Source organism: Oscillospiraceae bacterium MB08-C2-2 (genome assembly GCA_035621215.1).
GTDB lineage: Bacteria > Bacillota > Clostridia > Oscillospirales > Ruminococcaceae > WRAV01.
The window spans coordinates 272846-294182 of sequence record CP141729.1 but is presented as its reverse complement, the minus strand read 5'-3'; the positions used below and the strand labels follow the sequence as shown (position 1 = coordinate 294182).

Annotated in this window: 19 protein-coding genes; 15 read left to right on the top strand and 4 right to left on the bottom strand. The window is 47.5% G+C overall.

Going from position 1 to position 21337, the window contains the following annotated elements; translation table 11 throughout:
• The first annotated feature begins 67 nt into the window (after positions 1–67).
• The 7 genes from U6B65_01215 (at position 68) to U6B65_01185 (ending at position 7005) form a co-directional block, all read left to right on the top strand.
• Complete coding sequence (locus U6B65_01215; GenBank protein WRS27778.1) at positions 68–736, top strand: YitT family protein; 669 nt, start codon at positions 68–70, stop codon at positions 734–736.
• Positions 737–797: 61 nt separating this feature from the next.
• The gene (locus U6B65_01210) at positions 798–1979 is read left to right on the top strand and encodes a BMP family ABC transporter substrate-binding protein (protein WRS27777.1); all 1182 of its coding nucleotides are present in this window, start codon (positions 798–800) and stop codon (positions 1977–1979) included.
• Between the two features lie 107 nt (positions 1980–2086).
• Positions 2087–3649, top strand: a complete 1563-nt coding sequence (locus tag U6B65_01205) for an ABC transporter ATP-binding protein (GenBank protein WRS27776.1) — start codon at positions 2087–2089, stop codon at positions 3647–3649.
• Positions 3642–4760, top strand: a complete 1119-nt coding sequence (locus U6B65_01200; protein ID WRS27775.1) for an ABC transporter permease — start codon at positions 3642–3644, stop codon at positions 4758–4760. The genes U6B65_01205 and U6B65_01200 overlap by 8 nt, the downstream gene beginning before the upstream one ends.
• Entirely contained in the window at positions 4753–5685 is a 933-nt protein-coding gene (locus U6B65_01195; GenBank protein ID WRS27774.1) for an ABC transporter permease, read from the top strand. Before U6B65_01200 ends, U6B65_01195 begins: the two co-directional genes overlap by 8 nt.
• Positions 5686–5856: 171 nt before the next feature.
• Positions 5857–6534, top strand: a complete 678-nt coding sequence (locus U6B65_01190; protein ID WRS27773.1) for an FCD domain-containing protein — start codon at positions 5857–5859, stop codon at positions 6532–6534.
• 108 nt (positions 6535–6642) lie between these two features.
• Positions 6643–7005: a DUF4180 domain-containing protein gene (locus U6B65_01185; protein ID WRS27772.1), complete on the top strand. Its 363-nt coding sequence runs from the start codon at positions 6643–6645 to the stop codon at positions 7003–7005.
• Between the two features lie 366 nt (positions 7006–7371).
• Here the strand turns inward: U6B65_01185 and U6B65_01180 are convergent, their stop codons facing one another.
• A complete protein-coding gene (locus U6B65_01180) occupies positions 7372–8499 on the bottom strand; it encodes a DUF4317 domain-containing protein (protein ID WRS27771.1) in 1128 nt (375 codons plus the stop codon).
• A 368-nt stretch (positions 8500–8867) separates the two neighbouring features.
• Here U6B65_01180 and U6B65_01175 point away from each other — a divergent pair, with 368 nt between their 5' ends.
• Genes U6B65_01175 through U6B65_01165 form a run of 3 tightly spaced genes read left to right on the top strand, consistent with a single transcriptional unit; the run spans position 8868 to position 13009 of the window.
• Positions 8868–9299 carry a MarR family transcriptional regulator gene (locus tag U6B65_01175; GenBank protein ID WRS27770.1) on the top strand — a complete coding sequence of 144 codons (432 nt, stop codon included), beginning with the start codon at positions 8868–8870 and terminating at the stop codon, positions 9297–9299.
• A 49-nt stretch (positions 9300–9348) separates the two neighbouring features.
• Positions 9349–11100, top strand: coding sequence for an ABC transporter ATP-binding protein (locus tag U6B65_01170; protein WRS27769.1), 1752 nt, complete (start codon positions 9349–9351; stop codon positions 11098–11100).
• A complete protein-coding gene (locus U6B65_01165; protein WRS27768.1) occupies positions 11093–13009 on the top strand; it encodes an ABC transporter ATP-binding protein in 1917 nt (638 codons plus the stop codon). Before U6B65_01170 ends, U6B65_01165 begins: the two co-directional genes overlap by 8 nt.
• Positions 13010–13148: 139 nt before the next feature.
• Here U6B65_01165 and U6B65_01160 read toward each other — a convergent pair whose 3' ends face one another.
• The 3 genes from U6B65_01160 to U6B65_01150 all read right to left on the bottom strand — a co-directional run bounded on the left by U6B65_01160 (position 13149) and on the right by U6B65_01150 (position 17449).
• Positions 13149–15272, bottom strand: a complete 2124-nt coding sequence (locus U6B65_01160) for a methyl-accepting chemotaxis protein (GenBank protein ID WRS27767.1) — start codon at positions 15270–15272, stop codon at positions 13149–13151.
• Between the two features lie 63 nt (positions 15273–15335).
• A complete protein-coding gene (locus U6B65_01155; protein ID WRS27766.1) occupies positions 15336–16607 on the bottom strand; it encodes an HDOD domain-containing protein in 1272 nt (423 codons plus the stop codon).
• Between the two features lie 185 nt (positions 16608–16792).
• Positions 16793–17449: a SprT family zinc-dependent metalloprotease gene (locus tag U6B65_01150; GenBank protein ID WRS27765.1), complete on the bottom strand. Its 657-nt coding sequence runs from the start codon at positions 17447–17449 to the stop codon at positions 16793–16795.
• A gap of 533 nt (positions 17450–17982) precedes the next feature.
• On the opposite strand from U6B65_01150, the gene U6B65_01145 reads away from it, so the two are divergent.
• The 5 genes from U6B65_01145 (at position 17983) to U6B65_01125 (ending at position 21327) form a co-directional block, all read left to right on the top strand.
• The gene (locus tag U6B65_01145; GenBank protein ID WRS27764.1) at positions 17983–18327 is read left to right on the top strand and encodes a transcriptional repressor; all 345 of its coding nucleotides are present in this window, start codon (positions 17983–17985) and stop codon (positions 18325–18327) included.
• A gap of 72 nt (positions 18328–18399) precedes the next feature.
• The gene (locus U6B65_01140) at positions 18400–18702 is read left to right on the top strand and encodes a hypothetical protein (GenBank protein WRS27763.1); all 303 of its coding nucleotides are present in this window, start codon (positions 18400–18402) and stop codon (positions 18700–18702) included.
• 100 nt (positions 18703–18802) lie between these two features.
• Positions 18803–19801, top strand: a complete 999-nt coding sequence (locus U6B65_01135; protein WRS27762.1) for a metal ABC transporter substrate-binding protein — start codon at positions 18803–18805, stop codon at positions 19799–19801.
• Position 19802: 1 nt separating this feature from the next.
• Positions 19803–20513, top strand: coding sequence for a metal ABC transporter ATP-binding protein (locus U6B65_01130; protein WRS27761.1), 711 nt, complete (start codon positions 19803–19805; stop codon positions 20511–20513).
• Positions 20506–21327 (top strand): metal ABC transporter permease, encoded by an 822-nt coding sequence (locus U6B65_01125; protein WRS27760.1) that lies wholly within the window; start codon positions 20506–20508, stop codon positions 21325–21327. Before U6B65_01130 ends, U6B65_01125 begins: the two co-directional genes overlap by 8 nt.
• Positions 21328–21337 lie beyond the last annotated feature (10 nt).

The window sequence follows — 21337 nt, the reverse complement described above, 5'->3', positions numbered from 1 at the left end:
TTCGTCGCTAAAGTAATATATTATGTAAATTAGTCAAAAAAAGCGAGAATTCGGAGAAATTAACACGATGTCAATGAAAATCCTAGATAGTGCAAAACCAAAAGGTAATATCTTTCAATTGCTTTTTGCGACCGCAATAATCGAAATTGGTCTTATGATTTCAAGCTTTGGAACCGCTCTATTTTATGCAGCTTCTTTAGGTTCCTCACCTATGGCAACTTTTAGTGACGGAATACATAACCTGCTTTCCATCTCTTACGGCACAGCCAATATGGTGATGAATATTCTCCTTTTAATCGTACTCTTCTTTTTGGAAAGAAAACACATTAACATCGGAACGGTGCTCTGTGTGTTTACTATAGGGCCTTGGGTGAATATTTTTAACGCTTTGCTGCAAGGACTGAATATCGCAGAGATGAACTTGGCGATACGGATATTGTGTACAGTACTGGGAACTGTCTTGATGGGCACAGGCCTGGGGCTTTATGTGGCAGTGGACAGAGGCTTTGGCGCACTGGAGGGTCTGGTAAAGGTCTTGTGCGAAAGAGCAGGCATGTCTACCTCCAAGGCCAAGATTCTGCAGGATATCATTTTGGTTGCCGGCGGTGTTCTGCTGGGGGCAACGTGGGGCATCGGAACTGTGATTGCGATTGTGTTCACCGGCCCCCTTCTCAACCAATCCATCAAAATTTTTTCCGGTAGGGTGCTTAAGCAGTTGCAGCATCCCCAAAACTAATTTAGTCCCCTTCCTGCACGGGCAGGATAACATATTGAAATATTTTTTGGAGGGAACAGTAATGAAAAAAGCACTTTCACTTCTCTTATCACTGGTATTGGTGACAGGGTTGCTGGCAGGCTGCACAGGCAAGGAAAGCAAACCGGAACAGCAGGAGGGTACTTCCGCTCCCGCCGCTGCTTCTGAAGCAGCTAATACAGAGACCCCCGCAACAGCAGACAATGGATTTGGCAAGCCTGTTGAAGAAATTGGCGTTGCACTGATCATCAACACAAATCTGGGCGACAAATCTTTCTGCGATCTTTCCAAGCAGGGCCTTATGGAAGCCGCAGAGGAATATGGCTTCCGCACCAAAATTGTTGAGCTGGGCGGCGATGCCACCAAGCAGATCCCCACACTCACCGAATTTGCAGAAGATCCCGAGTGGGATATCATTGTTTGTGGTACCTACAACATCAAAGAAGCTCTGCAAGAGGTAGCTGAAGAGTTCCCTGAGCAGAAGTTTGTTCTCTATGATGCAAAGGATGACCTTGCACTTCCCAACGTTTACAGTGTTGAGCATCTCCAGAACGAAGGTTCTTATGCAGTTGGCGCTGTTGCCGCTATGCTGACCTCCTCTGACGCCGAATTTGCCAACAAAGAAAAAGTTATTGGTTTTGTGGCCGGTGGCGAAAACACCTCCATCAACGACTTCCTTGTAGGTTATATCCAAGGTGCCAAAGACGTTGACCAAGAAGTTAAGGTTTTGATCTCCTATGTAGGTGATTTCAAAGACACTGCCAAGGCAAAAGAAATGGCCATTGCACAGATCAACCAGGGCGCAGATGTCGTTTTCCAGGTTGCTGGTGGTGCAGGTCTGGGCGTTTTGGAAGGTGCTGCTGAGAAAAAGGCCTATTCCATTGGCGTTGATTCCGATCAGTACACTGTTCTCAAGGATGTTTCTCCCGAAACTGCAAAATATATCGTAACATCCATGCAGAAAAAGGTTAACAAAACTGTTTTCAACGCACTGAGCGCTGCTATTGAAGGCAATCTGGTGTGGGGTTCCTATGCACAGACCGGCTTGGCTGATGGTGCAGTTGGCGCAGCCAAGAACGAGAATTTCCAGACCATTCTTACCAAAGAGCAGCAGGACAAGCTGACCGAGATGGAAGTTCGTGTCATGGCTGGCGATGTTAAAGTTCAGACCGCTGTTGGTATGGATAACGAAACTTTGAGCGCTATCAAAGATTCCGCAAAGTAATTGTTTAACTAGAAGCAAAAAAGAATAGCATACAGAAGCCGAAATAGAAACGATTTCGGCTTCTGTCAAAATTTCAACAAGTCGTTTACGACTGTACCGGAGGCGTTATGGATAGTACTATTCTTGCTATGGAAAATATCACCAAGGTTTACTCCAACGGTTTTGTTGCCAACAAAAATGTAAATCTTCGGGTGGCCGAGGGTGAGATTCATGCCTTGGTAGGAGAAAACGGTGCCGGAAAAAGCACACTTATGAAAATCCTGTTCGGAATTGAAAAACCCGAAGAGGGTCAAATTCTGCTTCGCGGGAAAGAAATCCATATCGATAATCCCACAGTGGCAATTAATTATGGCATTGGAATGGTGCACCAGCATTTTATGCTTGTTCCTTCCCTGACGGTTGCAGAAAACCTGATGGTGGGCATGGAACCGAAAAAGCATGGGCTTTTTGATATGAAGGAAGCTGTGCGTATTACAAACGAATCGGCCAGCAAATACAACTTTAAAGTGAATGCAACAGCCAAAGTAGAGGATCTCTCTGTCGGGCAAAAGCAAAAGGTTGAAATCTTAAAGGCTCTTGTAAGAGGAGCAAAGGTTTTGATTCTGGATGAGCCCACCGCTGTGTTGACACCACAAGAAACAAAAGAACTGTTCGTTGAGCTGAAACACCTGAAAAAAGATGGCTATACCATTATTTTTATCTCTCATAAGCTGAACGAGATTACCGAACTGTGTGACAGAATAACCGTTATGCGTAACGGCCGCTCCGTTGGAGTGGAAGAAATCAAAAATATTACGGAACAAGATATTTCCAGACTCATGGTGGGCAGAGACGTTGTTCTCAAAATCGACAAAGACAAGGCACAGCCTAAGGAAGCGGTTCTGGAAGTTAAAAATATGATCAAATACGGGCATGGGCAAAAACGGGTTCTCAATGATGTGAGCTTGTCTGTTCGCCGGGGCGAGATCCTAGGCATTGCCGGGGTAGAAGGCAACGGGCAAAAAGAGCTCTCCGAAGCCATCACCGGTATGGATACATTGTTTGAAGGCAGCATCCGGGTTGGCACCGACAAGGTGGACGTTCGGAAGACCAATGTCAGGGGAATCCGTGAAGCAGGTGTTTCCCATATTTCAGAGGACCGCATGGTTTATGGAATTGTGGGAGACGGCTCCATTTCTGACAACATCATAGCCGATCGTTACTACAAGCCCGATTTCCAGAAAGGCGTTTTGCTGGATTCCAAAAAGATCGATACCCTCAGCGATGATCTGATTAAGGAATTCAATGTAAAGTGCGATGGGAAGGATCAGCCCATTCGTATGCTTTCCGGCGGAAACATGCAAAAAGTGGTTGCCGCAAGAGAGTTTACCTCCCACTCGGATTTCATCATTGCCAACCAGCCCACACGTGGAATTGACGTTGGTGCCAGCGAATTTATTCGCAGAAAGCTGGTGGAGCTCCGGGATAAGGGTGCAGGCGTTTTGCTGATCAGTGCCGATCTTAACGAGGTTATGGAAGTAAGCGACAGCCTGATTGTTATGAACGAGGGAAGCATTGTTGCCTATTTTGAGGATGCCAGCACTGTTACTGAGGATGAATTGGGCGAATATATGCTGGGACTTAAAAAGATGTCTCCGGATCAGATAGGAAGGGTGGCAAGCTATGCGTAACATACTTACAAAGCCTGCTAAGATTAAAACCCCAAAAGAGGTTGAAAAGCAATTTAATTTTTTGCGGATTATTCTGGCGGTTGGCATTGCCTTGGGCATTGCCATGATTATCATTCTTTTAATCAGCGATGATCCGCTGGGCGCTATTTACAGCTTTGTTGTGGGCCCTCTGACAACCAAGCGCAGAATGGGCAATGTCATTGAAATTATGACCCCCCTTATCTTTACAGGCGTTGGCGTGTGCTTTATCTTCTCGGCCAATCAGACCAACATGGCTGTTGAAGGCGGCTTTTTGCTGGGTGCATTGGGTGCCACTGTCATCGCAACCACCTTGCAGCTCCCTCCTGTTCTCCATCCGCTGTTTTCGATGCTCTTGGGCGGAATCTTTGGTATGCTCGCCTGTGCTGTTCCGGCAGGTCTGTATGTCAAGTTTGGCTCCAAGCCAGTTGTCAGCAGTATCATGGTGAACTGGACAAGCCTTTACATCGCCTTGGGTGTCATCAATCACATACTGCGTGACCCTTCGGCAGGCTTCTTATCCTCCTATAAGATTGCCAAAACAGCCGAGCTTCCCGGTATACTCAAGGGAACCAACATCCATGCCGGTATTATTATTGCGGCCATTGTGGTGGTTTTCGGTTATTTGTATCTCTATAAAAGCAAATTCGGCTACGAGATTCGGACTGTGGGTAAAAACCCGGAGTTTGCGGCTTATTCGGGAATCCCTGTTAACGGCGTTATTATGAAAGCCCAGCTGATCGGTGGTTTCTTGGCAGGTCTTGGCGGCGCTGTTGAGCTTTTGGGTATGTATTCCCGCTTCCAGTACCAAGGGCAGACAGGCCACGGCTTTAATGGAATTTTGGTTGGAATCATTGCGGGCTACAACCCCAAGCTGGTTCCCTTTGCCGCACTGTTCCTTGCCTATGTTCAGGTAGGCGCCGATGTTATGCAGCGCTCCAGCGATATTCCCATTGAGCTTGTTAACATCATTCAGGCCATTATCATCATGCTGGTGGTTGCTGAGCGTTTCCTGCACAAAACCAAGCACAAGCAACTGGTCAAGGCTGCCAATGCGCAGTTGGAAATGAAAGGAGCTGCGGTAAATGAATAGTGTTTTAGCGAGTATTTTTTCTGCGGACTTCTTATTTTCCGTTATCCGTATCACCACTCCCCTCTTATTTGGCGCTCTCGCTGCACTGGTGTGCAACCGTGGCGGTGTGCTGCATATCGCTTTTGAGGGTTCGATGCTGACCGCGGCTTTCTGCGGCGTTGTGGGCAGCGCCTATTCCCAGAACCTGTTTGTGGGCCTTTTGGCCGGCTGTGCAGGCGGTGTAGGCATCATGCTGCTGATGGGCTACTTTAACTTGATGCTCAATGCTAACCGGGTTCTCACCGGCATTGCGCTGAACACCTTTGCAACAGGCGGAACCATCTTCTTCCTGTATGTGCTGTGTGACGACAAGGGCCTTTCCACTTCACTGAGGAGCCTGAGCTTCCCCAATGTGGAGCTTCCCCTTATCAAGGATATCCCATTCTTGGGAACCGTTCTTTCAGGGCACAATGTTCTGACCTATTTCAGCTTCTTGGCTGTTATCATTGTGTGGATTCTTGTTTTCAAAACACCCTTGGGGCTTCGTATCCGCACAGTGGGTGAAAACCCCAACGCAGCGGCCAGCGTTGGCATCAACGTAATTAAAACACAGTTCTTGACCCTGATTATCGGTGGATTGCTGGCCTCCCTTGGCGGTATTTATATGTCTATGGGTTATCTTTCTTGGTTTGCCAGAGATATGGTTGCCGGCCGTGGCTTTATGGCTATTGCGGCGCAGAATCTGGGCGGAGCCATGCCGCTGCCTACTTTCCTGGCGGCCTTTGGCTTTGGTATTGCCAACGCACTTTCCAACGTTCTGCAAACACTGAATGTTCCCGCTGAGGCAGTTCAAGCCATTCCCTATGTGGCTACCCTTATCGGCCTTGCCGCTTACTCTTCCTCACAAAAGCGTCAAAAAGTGTTGACAGAAACAGGTAAAAAGTAGAAACTATACTATATGGTCATTTGCGCATAAAACATGTCACAAACGACTATGAAGAGCGAATTCATGCGGTGTATCCGCACCGCATGACAACCCCTTTGGGCTGCCCTGCTAACGGCCATAACCGTTTAACAGGCGTTCTACTATAATGATAAGTTGGAATGGGGAAGAGGTATGGCGTATGGTAATCAAGCAAGCAATCAGGTTTTTGATCATATTGTAGGCCAAATCCGTTCGGGAGAATGGAAGCCGGGCATGCAGATAGATACAGAGGCAAAGCTGTGCGAAAAATTACAGGTCAGCCGCATTGCCGTAAGGCAGGCAATCGAAAAATTATCCGCGTTGCAGGTGCTCACAAAACTGCAAGGGTCAGGTACCTATGTAACGGAATTTGAGCACTCCTCCCTGATGGGATTGGTCTATTATCCTCTCAATAAAAAAACCATGATAACGGTTTTGGAATTCCGGCGCATGTTTGATCCATATAACACTGAGCTTTTCATTAAAAAATGCACCGATGAGGATATGCATCTGCTTGAAAAAAACTACGAGAAAATGCTTGGCTCCGCGGATAATGTGATGCAGTTTCGTTTTTATGATAACGAGTTTCACCATATCATTGCACAGGGCACCCACAACGTTATGATTGCCCAGCTATCGGCTTTGATGACCGATCTGCTGACCGATTATCAAATGGCTCTTTATCACAGCACCGGCCCCGATCATGCCATTAAATATCATGGCATGATTCTGGAGAGCATCCGTGAAAAGAACCTGGAGCTTGCCTACATTTATTCCAAGACCCACATTGATAATTCACTGAATTCAATATTGGAAAGACCGGACGAATAAAACACAGTCAGCCAGCAATCCTTTCTTTAGGGAGAGCTGGCTGATTTTTATATGCTTGTCTTTTAAGCAAATATGCGATACACTGAGAAAAATATAAGGAGAAAGCATATGAATTACACAATATTGGGGCAGGCAAAAGATATTGTCTACATTACCGAGGCAGAAAAAATCACAGATGCTCAAACAGCTCTTGATATCATTATGTCTGCAAACTATGATACAGGCTGCAGAAAGCTGATCTTTGACAAAGCTTCCTTTGCAGATCATTTTTTCATTCTGAGCAGCGGCTTTGCCGGTGAAGTGCTGCAAAAATTTTCAAACTACAACATGAAGGTGGCCTTTGTGGGCGATTATTCGGGTTATACAAGCAAACCCCTTCAGGATTTTATCTATGAAAGCAATAAGGGAAATACTGCCTTTTTTGTTTCTACCTTACAAGAAGCGGCAGCTAAGCTGGACAGTGCAAAATGAAATGAAGCAGGGATATATACAACTGTAAAGGGGCCCACCGATTATATGGTGGCTGGGTAAGCTTTTGAAAGCATCGCTGGCAGGATTAATTGAGCCTAAAGTGAAAGCCTGTACAATAGGCTCAGGCGCAGGATGCTGTTCCATTCCCAGTGAGAGAACCCCGTCTGATGTTCTCCACTGATCCCATAACCTCTTGGAGCTTCCAGCTCCCGAACAACATAGCGGCCCGCATCCAGATCAGTGACGGTGGCAATTCCGTTTTTCCTTAAAAAATTGTTATAAATTTTAGCAGATTTCCATATAAAAAAGGAATCCGTTGTTGCAAATCAGCGGATTCCTTTTTTATATATAGATGTGTCTTTTATATTAGGAAATATGCACCGGAACACCATTGAGCTCAATGCCTTCTTCAGCGCGGATCAGGATATACTTGACTCCATCAATCACCCTGGTTTCCACCAATCCTTCACGGCTGGAACTGACCTGAATTTTGATATTGGGCGCTGTAAGCTCCATATGCCTTACATCCACAATATTTTTAGGGCTGAGTGTCATTTCAGAGCCAAACTGCTGGTCAAACTGCTCCTCAAAGGCCTCTATATGTGTATCGGAAACGCCGTGTGCCCGAAGCATCTGCTTGACATTACCCTTGGAAATGGTCAGGGGCTCCTCTTCCTTATTGGCTTTGTGCTCCTCTATCATTTCCTGCAGCTGTTCATGAACAAGCTGAACCGTCTGAAAGCTGCATTCTTCTTCCAGCGTGCTGCTGAGGATTGCCTGAAAGGTTTCCTTCTGCTCCACAGCCGGCATAGGCGCTTCACATCCAAAGACAGCCTGCACAAACTCTTCGCGGCTTTCTGCGGCATCCCGGGTGTAGTAAAGGGTGCCGTAAATATTGCTGCAGCGGTCATCAAAGGCGGGGAACATAAAGCCCATTTCAGGGGGAGAAACAATCCAATCCGCCGCACTGGAGTGGAATTCATTGGTGTGTGCATAATAGCTGAGGGCCGATTTGGTCATTTTCACCGGGCATACACTGCAAACTATGTAGGAGAACACCTCAGAAGAATCATCTGGCTTACCCCCATCCTTGGAGCGATAAGGAATATCATAGGTATCATAAGCCAACAAAATCAGGTAGTTTTCCTCAAGAGTGATAGCTTCAATCACCTTTTTAAAGATGTTCTGGATAGCCTCTTCATCCTTGAGCACTGAATCCCTCAGGGACATAAGCAGCTTGTGCTCCTCCCCGCTCACCACCTGCTGGGTGGTAAATTCAATAGGAAGCAAGTTTTTATTCAAGGTGCCGGAAAGGGTTTTCTTGAGAATGGCGATAAATTTTTCGCTTTCATCCTCTGTCATCAAAGCAATAGACTGGTTAAACTCAGAAACAATCTCCTTGCTGGTGTTAACATAACATCCGCAGATATTGGTGATGTTGCTTTTTTCCGGCCGAAAGCGCCGGCGAATCTCTGAAATTTCTTTTTCGTTCATAATAACTCCTTAAAGCCCATTCTGTTGCTGGGGCTGTCTGTAATAAAAAATGACCGGAGGCTCTGGGCACCGGATTTTGAGCACTTCTTCTATTATACGAAAGGTTCTGCCAAAAGAAAAGACTTGATTTTCAGAAGAAAAGGCTTATGGCCGTCTATAATCGATTATAGAAAAATTTATATGTAAAGCTGAATTTTTTGTTTTATATGTTGGATTTAAACAAATATATTCAAAAGTTATTGACACATTTACGTCCCATAGCTATAATGTTCTATAGCGAACAGTTCTATAGCGAACAATACCCTAAAAAAAGGTATGCTTTAACTTTATTTGAAATGAACATAATTTTAAAAGGAAGGATATGCGGCATGCAAAAAACACGAATACGGGTCGAACTGAGAGCACTAAACAATTCGATTCGTCGTTACTTTGAATTTTCTATCCATGGGAAGGAAATCAAAAATGCCACCGGTAACCACAAATGGATTATTCATTATCTCGTTGAAAATGAAGGAAAAGAAATCTACCAGAAGGATATTGAAACCCATTTTAACATCGCTCGTTCCACGGTCTCCAAGGTCCTCACCCTTATGGAGCAAAAAGGCTTGATACAAAAGCTCTCTGTGGAACAGGATGCCCGCCTCAAGCAGATTATCCTCACGGATGAAGCCCGAAAAATTCAGGCACTGATGTGTGAGGATGCGGAAAAAATGGAAGAAACTCTTATAAAGGGCTTTTCAGAAGAAGAGCTGCAAACACTGCTCTCTTATCTTCAGAGAATGAGAGAAAATTTATCCTAAAAACAACTTCAGAGTATTTTTCAGCAATTTCAGCATAAGGAGAGTTGGTATGGTCAAAAAGCTTTTATCCAGTGTGCGGGAATACAAAAAGCATACAATTCTGGCACCGGTTTATGTCACCATTGAATCGGTTTTAGAAATTGTTATTCCCACCATTATGGCCGTTTTAATCGATTATGGAATCAACCAGGGCAGCATGTCCAATGTATTGCTGCTTGGGTTGGTTCTGATTGTCTGTGCTATGCTTTCATTGTGGATGGGTATTCGGGCCGGCAGCAGCACCGCTATTGCTTCCGCAGGCTTTGCCAAAAACCTGCGCCATGATATTTTCCACAGTGTTCAGAGATATTCCTTTTCCAATATCGATAAGTTTTCCACCGCAAGCATCATTACACGACTAACCACAGATGTTACCAATGTACAAAACGCCTACCAAATGATTGTGCGTCTTGGTGTGCGCGCGCCGATGATGATTTTCTTTGCCCTGATCTTCGCCTTTCGCATTGATTCCCGCCTCTCTTTGATTTTTCTTATCACTATCCCAATACTGGGATTTAGCCTTTGGCTGATTATCCACCAGGCACATCCTATATTTGTCCGGGTATTCCGCACCTACGATCGCCTGAACAGCGTGGTGCAGGAAAACCTTTTGGGCATCCGGGTGGTAAAATCATATACCCGTGAGGAGCATGAAAAAAGCAAGTTTATGGCCATTTCCCAAATCATTTTCGAGAACTTCTCGTCCGCAGCCAAGCGTCTTGCCTACAACATGCCATTGATGCAGCTCTGTATGTATGCCTGCATGCTTTCGCTTTCGTGGTTTGGAGCAAAAGCCATACTGGCCAGTGGGAACGACCCTGTGCTTGGGCTTTCCACCGGTGAGCTGACCAGCCTGATTACCTACACTATGCAGATTCTTATGAGCCTGATGATGCTTTCTATGGTGTTTGTCATGATTATCATCTCCCGGGCTTCTGTCGAACGTATTGTGGAGCTGCTGGATGAAACAAGCGACCTGCAGGATGGCCCGAATCCTGTTCAAACAGTTCAAGACGGCTCCATTGTTTTTGACAATGTTACCTTCTCCTACTCCCGTCAGGCCAGCAAGCCGGTTCTGGATCAGATTAATCTTTCTATTGCTTCCGGTGAAACGGTGGGCATTCTGGGCGGGACAGGCTCCTCTAAATCCAGTCTGGTACAATTGATTCCTCGCCTGTATGACGCGGCTTCCGGCAGAGTGCTGGTGGGCGGCGTGGATGTGCGGGAATATGGTCTTACCGCTCTTCGCGATCAGGTTGCTATGGTTCTGCAAAAAAATGTTCTTTTCTCCGGCACCATTAAAGAAAACCTGCGCTGGGGCAACGAACATGCCACTGATGAGGAATTGATGGAGGCCTGCCGACTGGCTCAGGCGGATGGCTTTATTCGGGAATTTCCCAATCAGTATGATACTTATATCGAGCAGGGCGGCTCCAACGTATCCGGCGGCCAGAAACAGCGGCTTTGCATTGCCCGGGCGCTGCTGAAAAAGCCTAAAATCCTGATTCTGGATGATTCCACCAGTGCGGTGGATACCCGCACCGATCAGCTGATCCGCCAAGCCTTTTCTCAAAGCATCCCCAACACCACCAAGATCATTATTGCCCAGCGTGTCGCCTCGGTGCAGGATGCCGATAAGATTGTTGTGCTGAATGATGGCAAAATTGATGCCGTTGGCACCCACCAAGAGCTGCTGGCCAGCAGCACCATCTATCGAGAGGTTTATGAATCCCAAAACAGAGGGGGTGCTCTGCATGCGTGAAAATACCAAAGCACAGGGAAAAAGACCCGGGCCCCGCTTTAAGCCAGGTACCATCAAACGGCTGTTTTCCTACATGGCAACCTATAGGCTCCATATGATACTGGTTGTGGTGTGCATTTTGATCAGTGCGGCGGCAGGCGCCTCTATTTCGGTATTCTTCCGGATACTGGTTGATGATTTCATCATCCCTCTTCTGGGGATCAATAACCCAGATCTTTCAAAACTATTAGAAGCCATTTCCTTTATGGGCGTGATCTATTTAATCGGTGTGCTTTCCACTTGGATTTATAACCGCTTGATGGCTATTATTGAGCAGGGCACACTTAAAAAGATTCGTGATGATATGTTCAGTCATATGCAGACACTGCCCATTCGGTATTTTGATACCCACGCCCATGGGGATGTAATGAGCCGCTATACCAACGATACCGATACCCTCCGGCAGGCGATTTCTCAAAGCTTGCCCCAGATGCTCTCTTCCATTTTCTCCACCGTGGCATCCTTTTGTGCCATGTTGTATCTGAGCATCAACCTGACTGTTGTAGTAATCTTATTCACCTTTATCCTGATGAAAGTGGTCAAGACCCTGACTGGACGCAGTGCCAAATTTTTTATTCGGCAGCAGCAGTCTTTAGGCGATGTTAATGGGTTTATTGAAGAAATTATCAATGGCCAAAAGGTAGTCAAGGTGTTTTGCCACGAAGAAAAGGCACAGGAAACCTTTGATGCCAAAAATGAGGAGCTTTGCCGCAGTGCCACTGAAGCTGTCCGCTACGGCAATATAACCATGCCTGTGATAGTCAATCTGGGGTATATCCTATATGTGCTGTTGGCCGTTGCAGGCGGTGTGGCTGGTATAGCCGGTATCCCCAATCTAAGCCTGACCGGCATTCATACTCTCACCATTGGAACCATTGTCTCCTTCATTACCCTTTCCCGCGGCTTTGTAAATCCCATCGGCCAAATTTCCATGCAGTTCAATATGGTGATTATGGCTCTGGCCGGAGCCTCCCGTATTTTTGAGCTGATGGACGAAGCGGTTGAAACCGATGATGGTTATGTGACGCTGGTTAACGCCAAAATGAAAAATGGCCAGATCACTGAATGTGAGGAACGGACAGAATGCTGGGCATGGAAGCACCCTCACAATGATGGAACCGTTACCTACACGCCCTTGCAAGGGGATATCCGTTTCTATGATGTGGATTTCGGCTATGAAGAAAACAACATTGTTTTGCATGATATCACCCTTTATGCTGAACCCGGGCAAAAGGTGGCTCTTGTAGGCGCCACCGGTGCGGGCAAAACCACCATCACCAATCTGATTAACCGTTTTTATGACATTGCGGACGGTAAAATCCGATACGACGGCATCAACATTAACAAAATCAAGAAAGCGGATCTCCGCCGCTCTCTGGGCGTGGTTTTGCAGGATGTAAACCTGTTTACCGGAACCGTTCTGGATAACATCCGCTACGGCAATCTGGACGCTGCCGATGAGGATTGCATCCAGGCAGCCAAGCGAGTCAATGCCCACGAATTTATCCAGATGCTTCCGCAGGGCTATGAAACAATTCTGCAAGGAGATGGAAGCGGCCTTTCCCAAGGGCAGCGTCAGCTGATTTCCATTGCTCGGGCGGCTGTGGCGGATCCTCCTGTTATGATCTTGGATGAGGCCACCTCCTCCATTGATACCAGAACCGAAGCCATTGTGCAAAAGGGTATGGATGCTTTGATGAAGGGGCGCACTGTATTTGTCATCGCACACCGCCTTTCCACTGTGCAGAATTCGGATGTTATCATGGTTCTGGAACATGGCCGCATCATTGAGCGGGGCAGCCACGACCAGCTGATCAGCGAAAAAGGCAAATACTATCAGCTGTATACCGGTGCTTTTGAGTTGGAATAAGGCAGCTTTAAACGATAAAAAGACGGCAGGATATTGGATATCCTGCCGTCTTTTTATCGTGGGTGTTGTTCACGGGGTCAAACCAGTGATGGAATCATCGATCAAAATCAGGCGTTCCATCCGGCAAGCAAAACCGGTTTCAAAGCCTTGAAGAACTTAGAGTAAAATCACTGTTTTTCACAGCTTCATCCCGCAGCTTAAAGCGCTGGATTTGTTCACGCAGCATTTGCACCTGAGCCGCCATTTCCTCACTGGAAGCAGAGCTTTCTTGTGCGGTTGCCGCATTGGTCTGCACAACGGAGGAAACCTGTGTCAGCCCCTGATTGATCTGCTCAATAGAAGCCGCCTGCTCCGCAGAGGCTACGTCAATTGCCCGGATGGATTCCACCACCAGCTTGGCTTTTTGAGCCACTTCCTCCAGAATCCGGGTGGTTTCATCAGCCAGACCAGTACCCTCCTCCACAGCCAGAGAAGACTGCTCAATTAGTTCGGCAGTCTGCCTTGCGGCATCCGCAGATTTTCCCGCCAGATTGCGCACCTCATCGGCCACCACAGCAAAGCCTTTGCCTGCCGCCCCAGCACGAGCCGCTTCAATAGCGGCATTGAGAGCCAGAATGTTGGTTTGAAAAGCAATATCTTCAATGACCTTGGTAATCTCGGAAATACGCCGGGAAGTGGCGCCGATATCCTCCATAGAAGCATTCAGCTTCTGCATATGCTGATTCCCATTGTTAACTGAGGCGCCTGTCTGCTCCACATATTCGGTGGCCTGCTGAACACTGACCGCATTTTGTTCTGCCTGCTGCGAAACACTGGTAATAGAAGCACTGAGCTCCTCGACAGTAGCGGCCTGCTCTGCGGCGCCGGAGGCCAGTGCCTGTGCAGCAGAGGATACCTGATCCGCTCCCATGTGCACCTGATTGGCGGCGGTATTGATAAGAAGCAAAGTATCACCCAGATTCTGGGCGATTGTTTCTATGGAAGCACGGATTGCAGTAAAATCCCCCACATATTCCAGCTCCATCTTAATGCGCATATCTCCCCGAGACATTTGCCCCAGTTTTGCATCAATGTCGGATATATAGCTTTTCAGCGAAGCTATGGTCGAGCGCAAAGCGTTTGCCAAAATCCCCAGCTCATCTTTTGACTGGTATTTCAGCTCTACATCCAGCTGGCCATGGGATAGTGCCGTAGCTGTCTTGGCCATTTCCGCAAGGGGATAGGAAATCACACGTCTTGTAAATACAACCAAGGCCAGCACAATGACTATCATCAAAGAAAGCACCACTGCTACCGAAACAATGGTTGAAGAAGCAATAGCGGCGTTGGTGGATACCAGCGAAACACCCGCAAAGTAGATTCCAATGGCCTTGCCTTCGGAATCAATGATGGGATGATAGGCCGTGGCATATGGCAAACCCAAAATATCCGCCTCGCCAAAATAATCCTGATTGTTTTCCAGCACGGATGCAGCGATTTTGCTATCCAGTTTGGTGCCAACAGCACGTTCCCCATTGTTCATAATGGTGGTGTTGACCCGTTCATCTCCAATAAAAATGGTGAACTCATTGCCGGTAATCTCTTTAAGCCTATCCACAAATGCCGGCTTAACCCACGAATACCCGGTTGAAATAACGCCGACAATCTGGCCGCTTTTGTTTTTTATAGGGGTTCCGGTTCGCATGCTGATTTTGATTTCGGTTCCCAGATCCGTGTGCGTGGTAGTCTGCCCTTCCAGAGCCAGAGCCACATTCTTCTGATTGATCACCGAATCTCCGGCTTTGTCGCTGTGGGTTCTGGCGATGGCGACACCCTGCGAATCTGTAATGGTTACAAAATCCACATCAAGGTCTTGTGATGTCATCACCTGCGACACAGCAGCCTCCACCTGCGCAGCGTTGCCTCTTTCCATAGCATAAATGACAGCAGCATCCGCAGCTATGCTTTTGGCAGCCTTTTCAGAACTGGCCTGCTCCTCCTCAATAATCGAGTTCATTGTCAGCAGTGCCTGCCGGCTGCGTTCTGTGTTGATACTGCCCACAGTATTGCTCATACTGCCGAACATAAAAACCAGCGAAAAAACACCGATAATGGCAATGCCCGCTACCACAAAAACGGAAATCTTAAAGCCAAGCCTGCGGGTAAGCTTCAGCATGCGGGAAGCGCTCTGTGTTCCTTTTTGTATTTTAACAGGTTTCTTTGCAGATCGAGAAAACCAATTTTTCTTTTTAACCTGCTTTTCTACTGTTTGATGGGTTTCCATTAAAATCTCCTCCACGCGCTTTTTTATTGAACAAAATTTCAACTCTCCCCTCAAAGGGCTGAATTAGCCAAACAGATTATCGGCTGCCACCGCTCGGCGAATGGGTTTGACTTCTTCGTTGATCAGATCGCTGTACCAGCCTGTGGTATCGATAAAGGCGCGGTGCAGGCTATCCGGCAAAATATTATGCAAAATCATCAGGCGGGAAACGCTTGTCCAATCCGCTCTTTCATAGCAGCGAACCATTTTTTCTGCCGGCGCAAAGGGCCCTTCTCCATGCAGCAAGGCATCCTGTATTTCCTCGGTGACCAGCACAATTTCCAGCGCTTGCTCCATAGGCATATCCATAACCAGATCCACCACCGAAAAAAGCCCCATCAAAAAAAGGCTTTCGGAGTGTTTTTGCAGACCGAAACAAGAGGCCAGATTTTCGCAGAACTTAGCTCGAAGCAGAGAAATGCGGATAAATTCATCCGGCTTTTCAACACAAAGGGATTTAAAAACAGCTGCTCTCGCCCATTTGCGCATCTCCACCTGCCCCAGCATTGCCACAGCATGAGAGACAGTTTTAACCCTATTGCGCAATGAAAGATACGGTGAATTAACCATACGCATAAGAGAGATAATCAAGGCCGGGTCCCGCCCCACAATAGAAGCCACCAAATCCAACCCAAAATCATCGTCTCCTAAAATATTCAGCAGACGCACCAGATTCGCCTTCATTGGCTTCAGTTCAGGCTTTGCCTTGCTTTGCGTGATAGGCATGGTATAAAACTGACCGCCGAAAAGATCGATGTTTTTCTCCCGAAGCCGCTCGTATTCTGCTTTGGTTTCAATGCCTGTCATCACAATGGATATCCAGTCAAAATACTGGGCAACATCAGCAAGCAGCTCCTCCCACCGCTGCAAGTCACCCCCCGCATAATCCACCAGGAGATAATCGCAGAAGGCCAGCAGCGACGCACAGGCAGACAGATCCTCTACCTCCCGAAGAGCAAACCGAAACCCTTTTTCACGCAGATAAGCCACCCGGGAGAGATACGGCTCAACCGGCTTGACACCAGAGCCCAACAGAAAAACAATTTTTTCAGAGGGCTGTCTGCACTGCATATCCAGGTTCATCAAAAGCATAATGTTGCTGACCGGCACAAAAATCGGCTTCCCTGCTGTAAACGCTTCTATACCAACCTTGTTGAGGATTTCCAATAGAGGCGAATAGGTAGCCCCGTCAAAAGAATAGCCTACGCTGTTGGTGTGGTAAAGATCGTTGCCATCGTGGTAGCTGAACTGATAAAATTGCACGGTCATTTGATTGTCAAACAAAGGGACTGGCACAAGCAAAAGCTCCAAGGTTATCCCCCCACTAGATGGATATCTTTCGGCGGCTGCCGTTTAAAACAGCGGTGTTCCCTTTTCAAGGTATTTTCCGCAACGTACTCCGCCGGCCTTTGAGAAATTCAGAGTATTTTCTTTCATATAAATGAGCAGCTAAAAAATTCAGCTGAACTGCACAACAAGCTTTAAAGCGTAAGCAGCCACTGAAACTGGCGAAGCTGCTCCCGGCGCTGGTTATAATCCGGCAAATAGCGTGCTATCTCTGCATAGAAAGCAGCAGAATGGCCCGCTTCCCACAACTTTAGGTGGCAAAGCTCATGGACGACTACACTGTCTATCAAAGCCTCGGGCAGGCAGATCAACCTCCAAGAATAGCAGATGCTCCCCCGGCTGCTGCAAGAGCCCCATCTGGTCTTGGCGCCGGTAATTTTAACGCCGGTGGGTGCTTTTCCTGTCTTTTCTGCCCACTCTCTGGTTCTTTCAGTTAAAAAATCCAGTGCCTTTTGCCGAAAAAAAGCTTCTATGTGACCAAGCTGGCCGGACTCACCTACAACAAGACGCCTCTGCTCCACTTTCACATCGGCTCCAGGCCGAACCTCCAAAACCAGCTGTTGACCCAAAAGATAAACAACATCACCATTTTCACAGGCAAAGCGGTGGCGGGGTGCAGTTTTCTGTGCCATTTTCGCCAAAGTTTGTTCAACCCAGCCTGTATGCCCGGCAACAAACGCCTCTATGCTCTTAGCCGAGGCTTTGAGCGGTGCCCTAACAATAACCTCCAGTTCAGGTGTAACCGACAGAGACAAGCTTTTTCGTTTGGAACGTTTGAGAGTATATTGCATAATCCAAGGCTTCTCTTTCATAGCTTAAAGGGCGGTTGTCTGTATCTACCAGACTGTAAACCGCTTCATAATGATATATCGGATAAAAAAGTAAAAAATGATGCGGGCAGCTGTATTTTCCTTTGAAGAAACACTGTTTACATAAGATAATCGCAGGTGGTAAACACTTGCCTGTGCATCCTGAGAATTTATTACGTTACAATTGTATCATAAGAATAGGTGTTTAACAATACTATGGTTTTTTCCCTGCTGCAAACCTTGCATTGAAATTATTTATCATAAATTTGAAAAACATTCTCATTTTTCTTGACAAGCATCTTTTCCGATGCTATAGTTGTACAGGTTTAAGATCGCAGGATTGTGGGGAGCACAGATTTTCTTCTCGGAGATTTTGTGTCCAGCACCTGTGAATATCGATTTGATTGCATAAAGCAGCGGCGAATGAGGCGATGTATTTGAGAGGCTCGGCAGGATATAAAACAAAGCAAAGTCAGGCAATTTTGGCCTATATGTCTTCCTTGGAAGGATGCCATGTGACAGCCGGACAGATTACAAAGAATTTTCAACGAAGTGACACGCCTATGGGTATGGCCACCGTTTATCGCCAACTGGCTAAGCTGGTGGCCGCCGGAAAGCTTCGAAGATATATGCTGGACGGCGTTCCCAGTGCCTGTTATGAATATGTGGACGGAGAAGCGCCCATGGCTCACTTTCATTTAAAATGTGAATGCTGCGGTGCTCTGATCGCACTGGAATGCCAGTATATGGAAGAATTGCAGCAGCATATCGCTGAAACGCATACCTTCACCATTAACCGCATCAAAACTGTTTTTTATGGAAAATGCAGCCGATGCATCGAACATACCCAAGCAATCTAGAATATCCTTCAATTAAGCAGTGATAACTGCTCGGCCTGAATTTTGGTATAAAGCGAAAGGGAGAAACAGCCAATGCGTAAGCCTGTTTTCAAAAAGCTGCTCGTTCTGGGACTGTGCCTGTGCATAGTTCTGGCTGCTTTTATCTCCCTTGACCTGATCTCCCGGCACAGCAACCACGAATGCACCCACGATCACTGCGGCATCTGCCTTCAGCTGGGGGGTGCGTCCCATTTTCTGGCTCAGCTGAGAATGGCCAACATTGCAGCCTTCTTCGTGCTGGCTCAAATTACACTGGCATTGTGGCTGCTGGGGTTGCCCTTGCTTTCCCATGAAGCGGTCTCTCCTGTAGCTTTACGGGTAAGGCTCAACAACTAGAAAAGTCTCCATAAGGAAGTCTAGCCTCACCGATCTTAACCGGTGGGGCGATTTCCTTATTTTTTTGCATGGAAACCCAAAAATACGGAGGTTCTTTTCTATGAAACATATGATTTCATGGCTGCTGGTCATGGCTCTGACTCTGGGTGTTCTCAGCGGATGCCAGCCGGCCGCACCCAGCACCAATGCGCAAAACCCCAATGAGGATAAGCTCAAGGTAGTGGCTACTATTTTCCCGCCCTATGACTTTGTCAGGGAAATTGCCGGCGATAAGGTGGAGCTTTTCCAGCTGCTGCCCCCGGGAGCGGAAAGCCATTCCTTTGAGCCTACCCCGCAGGATATGATTAAAATTCAGGAATGCGATGTTTTCATCTATGTGGGCGGCGATTCCGATGCATGGGTAGAGCATATTCTTGAATCAGTGGATACCAGCAATAAAAAGATCATCGCCTTGACCGAAACAGTGGAAACCGTTGAGGAAGAAATGGTAGAAGGCATGGAACATGAGGACGAAGAAGACCATGACCACGAAGAAGAATCCGATCATGAGCATGAGGAGGAACACCAGCATGAGAAAGACGAGCATGTGTGGACTTCACCTAAAAATGCCATGAAAATTGTGCAGGCACTTTCCGATGCCTTGTGCGAGGCTGATTCAGTCCATGCCTCCGCTTATGAAGCAGGCACCGCCACTTATCTGGAAAAGCTGACTGAGCTTGATAATGCCTTTGCCAAAATCGTGGCTGAGGGTTCCCGAAAGACCCTTGTTTTCGGCGACCGGTTCCCCTTCCGATATTTTGTGGATACCTACGGTCTGGATTATTCCGCCGCTTTTTCTGGCTGCTCCACCCAGACTGACGCCAGCGCCGCCACAGTGGCTTTCCTCATTGACAGGGTCAAATCGGAAAATATTCCGGTGGTGCTTCACATCGAGCTTTCCAACCAAAAGATTGCGGATACTGTCTGCGAGGCTACCGGTGCGAAAAAGCTTCTCTTCCATTCCTGCCACAACGTAACCAAAGAGGATTTGGAAGCAGGAGACGGCTATCTTTCACTGATGACTAAAAATCTGGATGCACTTAAGGAGGCTCTAAACTAATATGGCTCTGATCACCTGTCAGGATGTTTCCTTCGCTTATGAGGGGAACCTTGCCGTCAGCGGCGTAACGTTTGAAGTAAACGGCGGAGATTATGTATGTGTTGTGGGGGAAAACGGCTCGGGAAAAAGCACCCTCATCAAAGGTCTGCTTCGGCTCAAAGCCCCTTCACAGGGAAATATCCAGATGGGTGACGGCCTTCTCGCTACCGAAATCGGTTATCTGCCCCAGCAAACTGCGGCCCAGAAGGATTTCCCCGCCAGTGTATACGAGGTGGTGCTTTCCGGGCGGCTCAACAGCCGGGGCATTCGTCCTTTCTTTATCCGGGCGGATAAGCAGGCGGCGGAGGATAACCTTGCCCGTTTGGGCATTTCCGACCTGCGGAACAAATGCTACCGGGAGCTTTCCGGCGGCCAGCAGCAGCGGGTTCTTCTGGCCCGCGCCCTTTGTGCCACAAAAAAGCTTCTCTTGCTGGATGAGCCGGTATCCGGGCTTGACCCCATGGTTACACAAGAGCTTTACCGGCTGATTGCGGATATCAACAAGCACATGGGCATCACCATTGTAATGGTTTCCCACGATATTCACAGTGCCGTGAATTATGCGAGCCATATTCTGCATCTGCACGGCAAGCAGCTTTTTTTCGGCTCCGCCGGAGAATATGTTCAAACCCCGCTGGGTAAAAGCTTTCTGGGAGGTGAAAGGGATGTTTAATCTTCTCATTGAAATGTCTATGTATCCGTTTTTGGTGCGGGCCGTGGTGGTGGGGGTGCTGGTCTCTCTTTGCGCCTCTCTGCTGGGGGTCAGCCTTGTGCTCAAGCGTTATTCCATGATTGGCGACGGTCTTTCCCACGTAGGCTTTGGGGCATTGGCCATCGCTATGGCGTTTAACGCCGCCCCCTTGATGGTTTCCATCCCGGTGGTGGTTCTGGCGGCTTTTTTTCTTCTGCGCATCAGTGAAAACAGCAGCATCAAAGGGGATGCGGCCATTGCCCTGATTTCCACCGGTTCGCTGGCCGTGGGTGTTATCGTGGTTTCTATGACCACCGGCATGACCACCGATGTGTGCAACTTTATGTTTGGCAGCATTCTGGCCATGAGCAAAAGCGATGTTTATCTTAGCATTGCCCTTTCCATTGTGGTGCTGATTCTGTTTATCCTTTTCTACAACAAAATCTTTGCCGTAACCTTTGACGAATCCTTTTCACAGGCCACCGGCATTCGGGTAAACCTTTATAATATGATGATTGCTTTTCTCACCGCTGTCACCATTGTGCTGGGGATGCGCATGATGGGAGCACTGCTGATTTCCAGCCTGATTATCTTCCCTGCCCTCACCTCTATGCGTGTCTGCAAAACCTTTCGGAGCGTGATTATCTGCTCCGGTATTATTTCCGTTTTCTGCTTTCTGGTGGGAATCGCCGGTTCCTATGTTTATTCAACTCCAACGGGAGCCAGCATTGTGGTGGTCAACATCGTTCTGCTGCTGATTTTCAGCCTGACCGGCTGGTTAAAAGGGAGGGTATAAGCCATTAAAA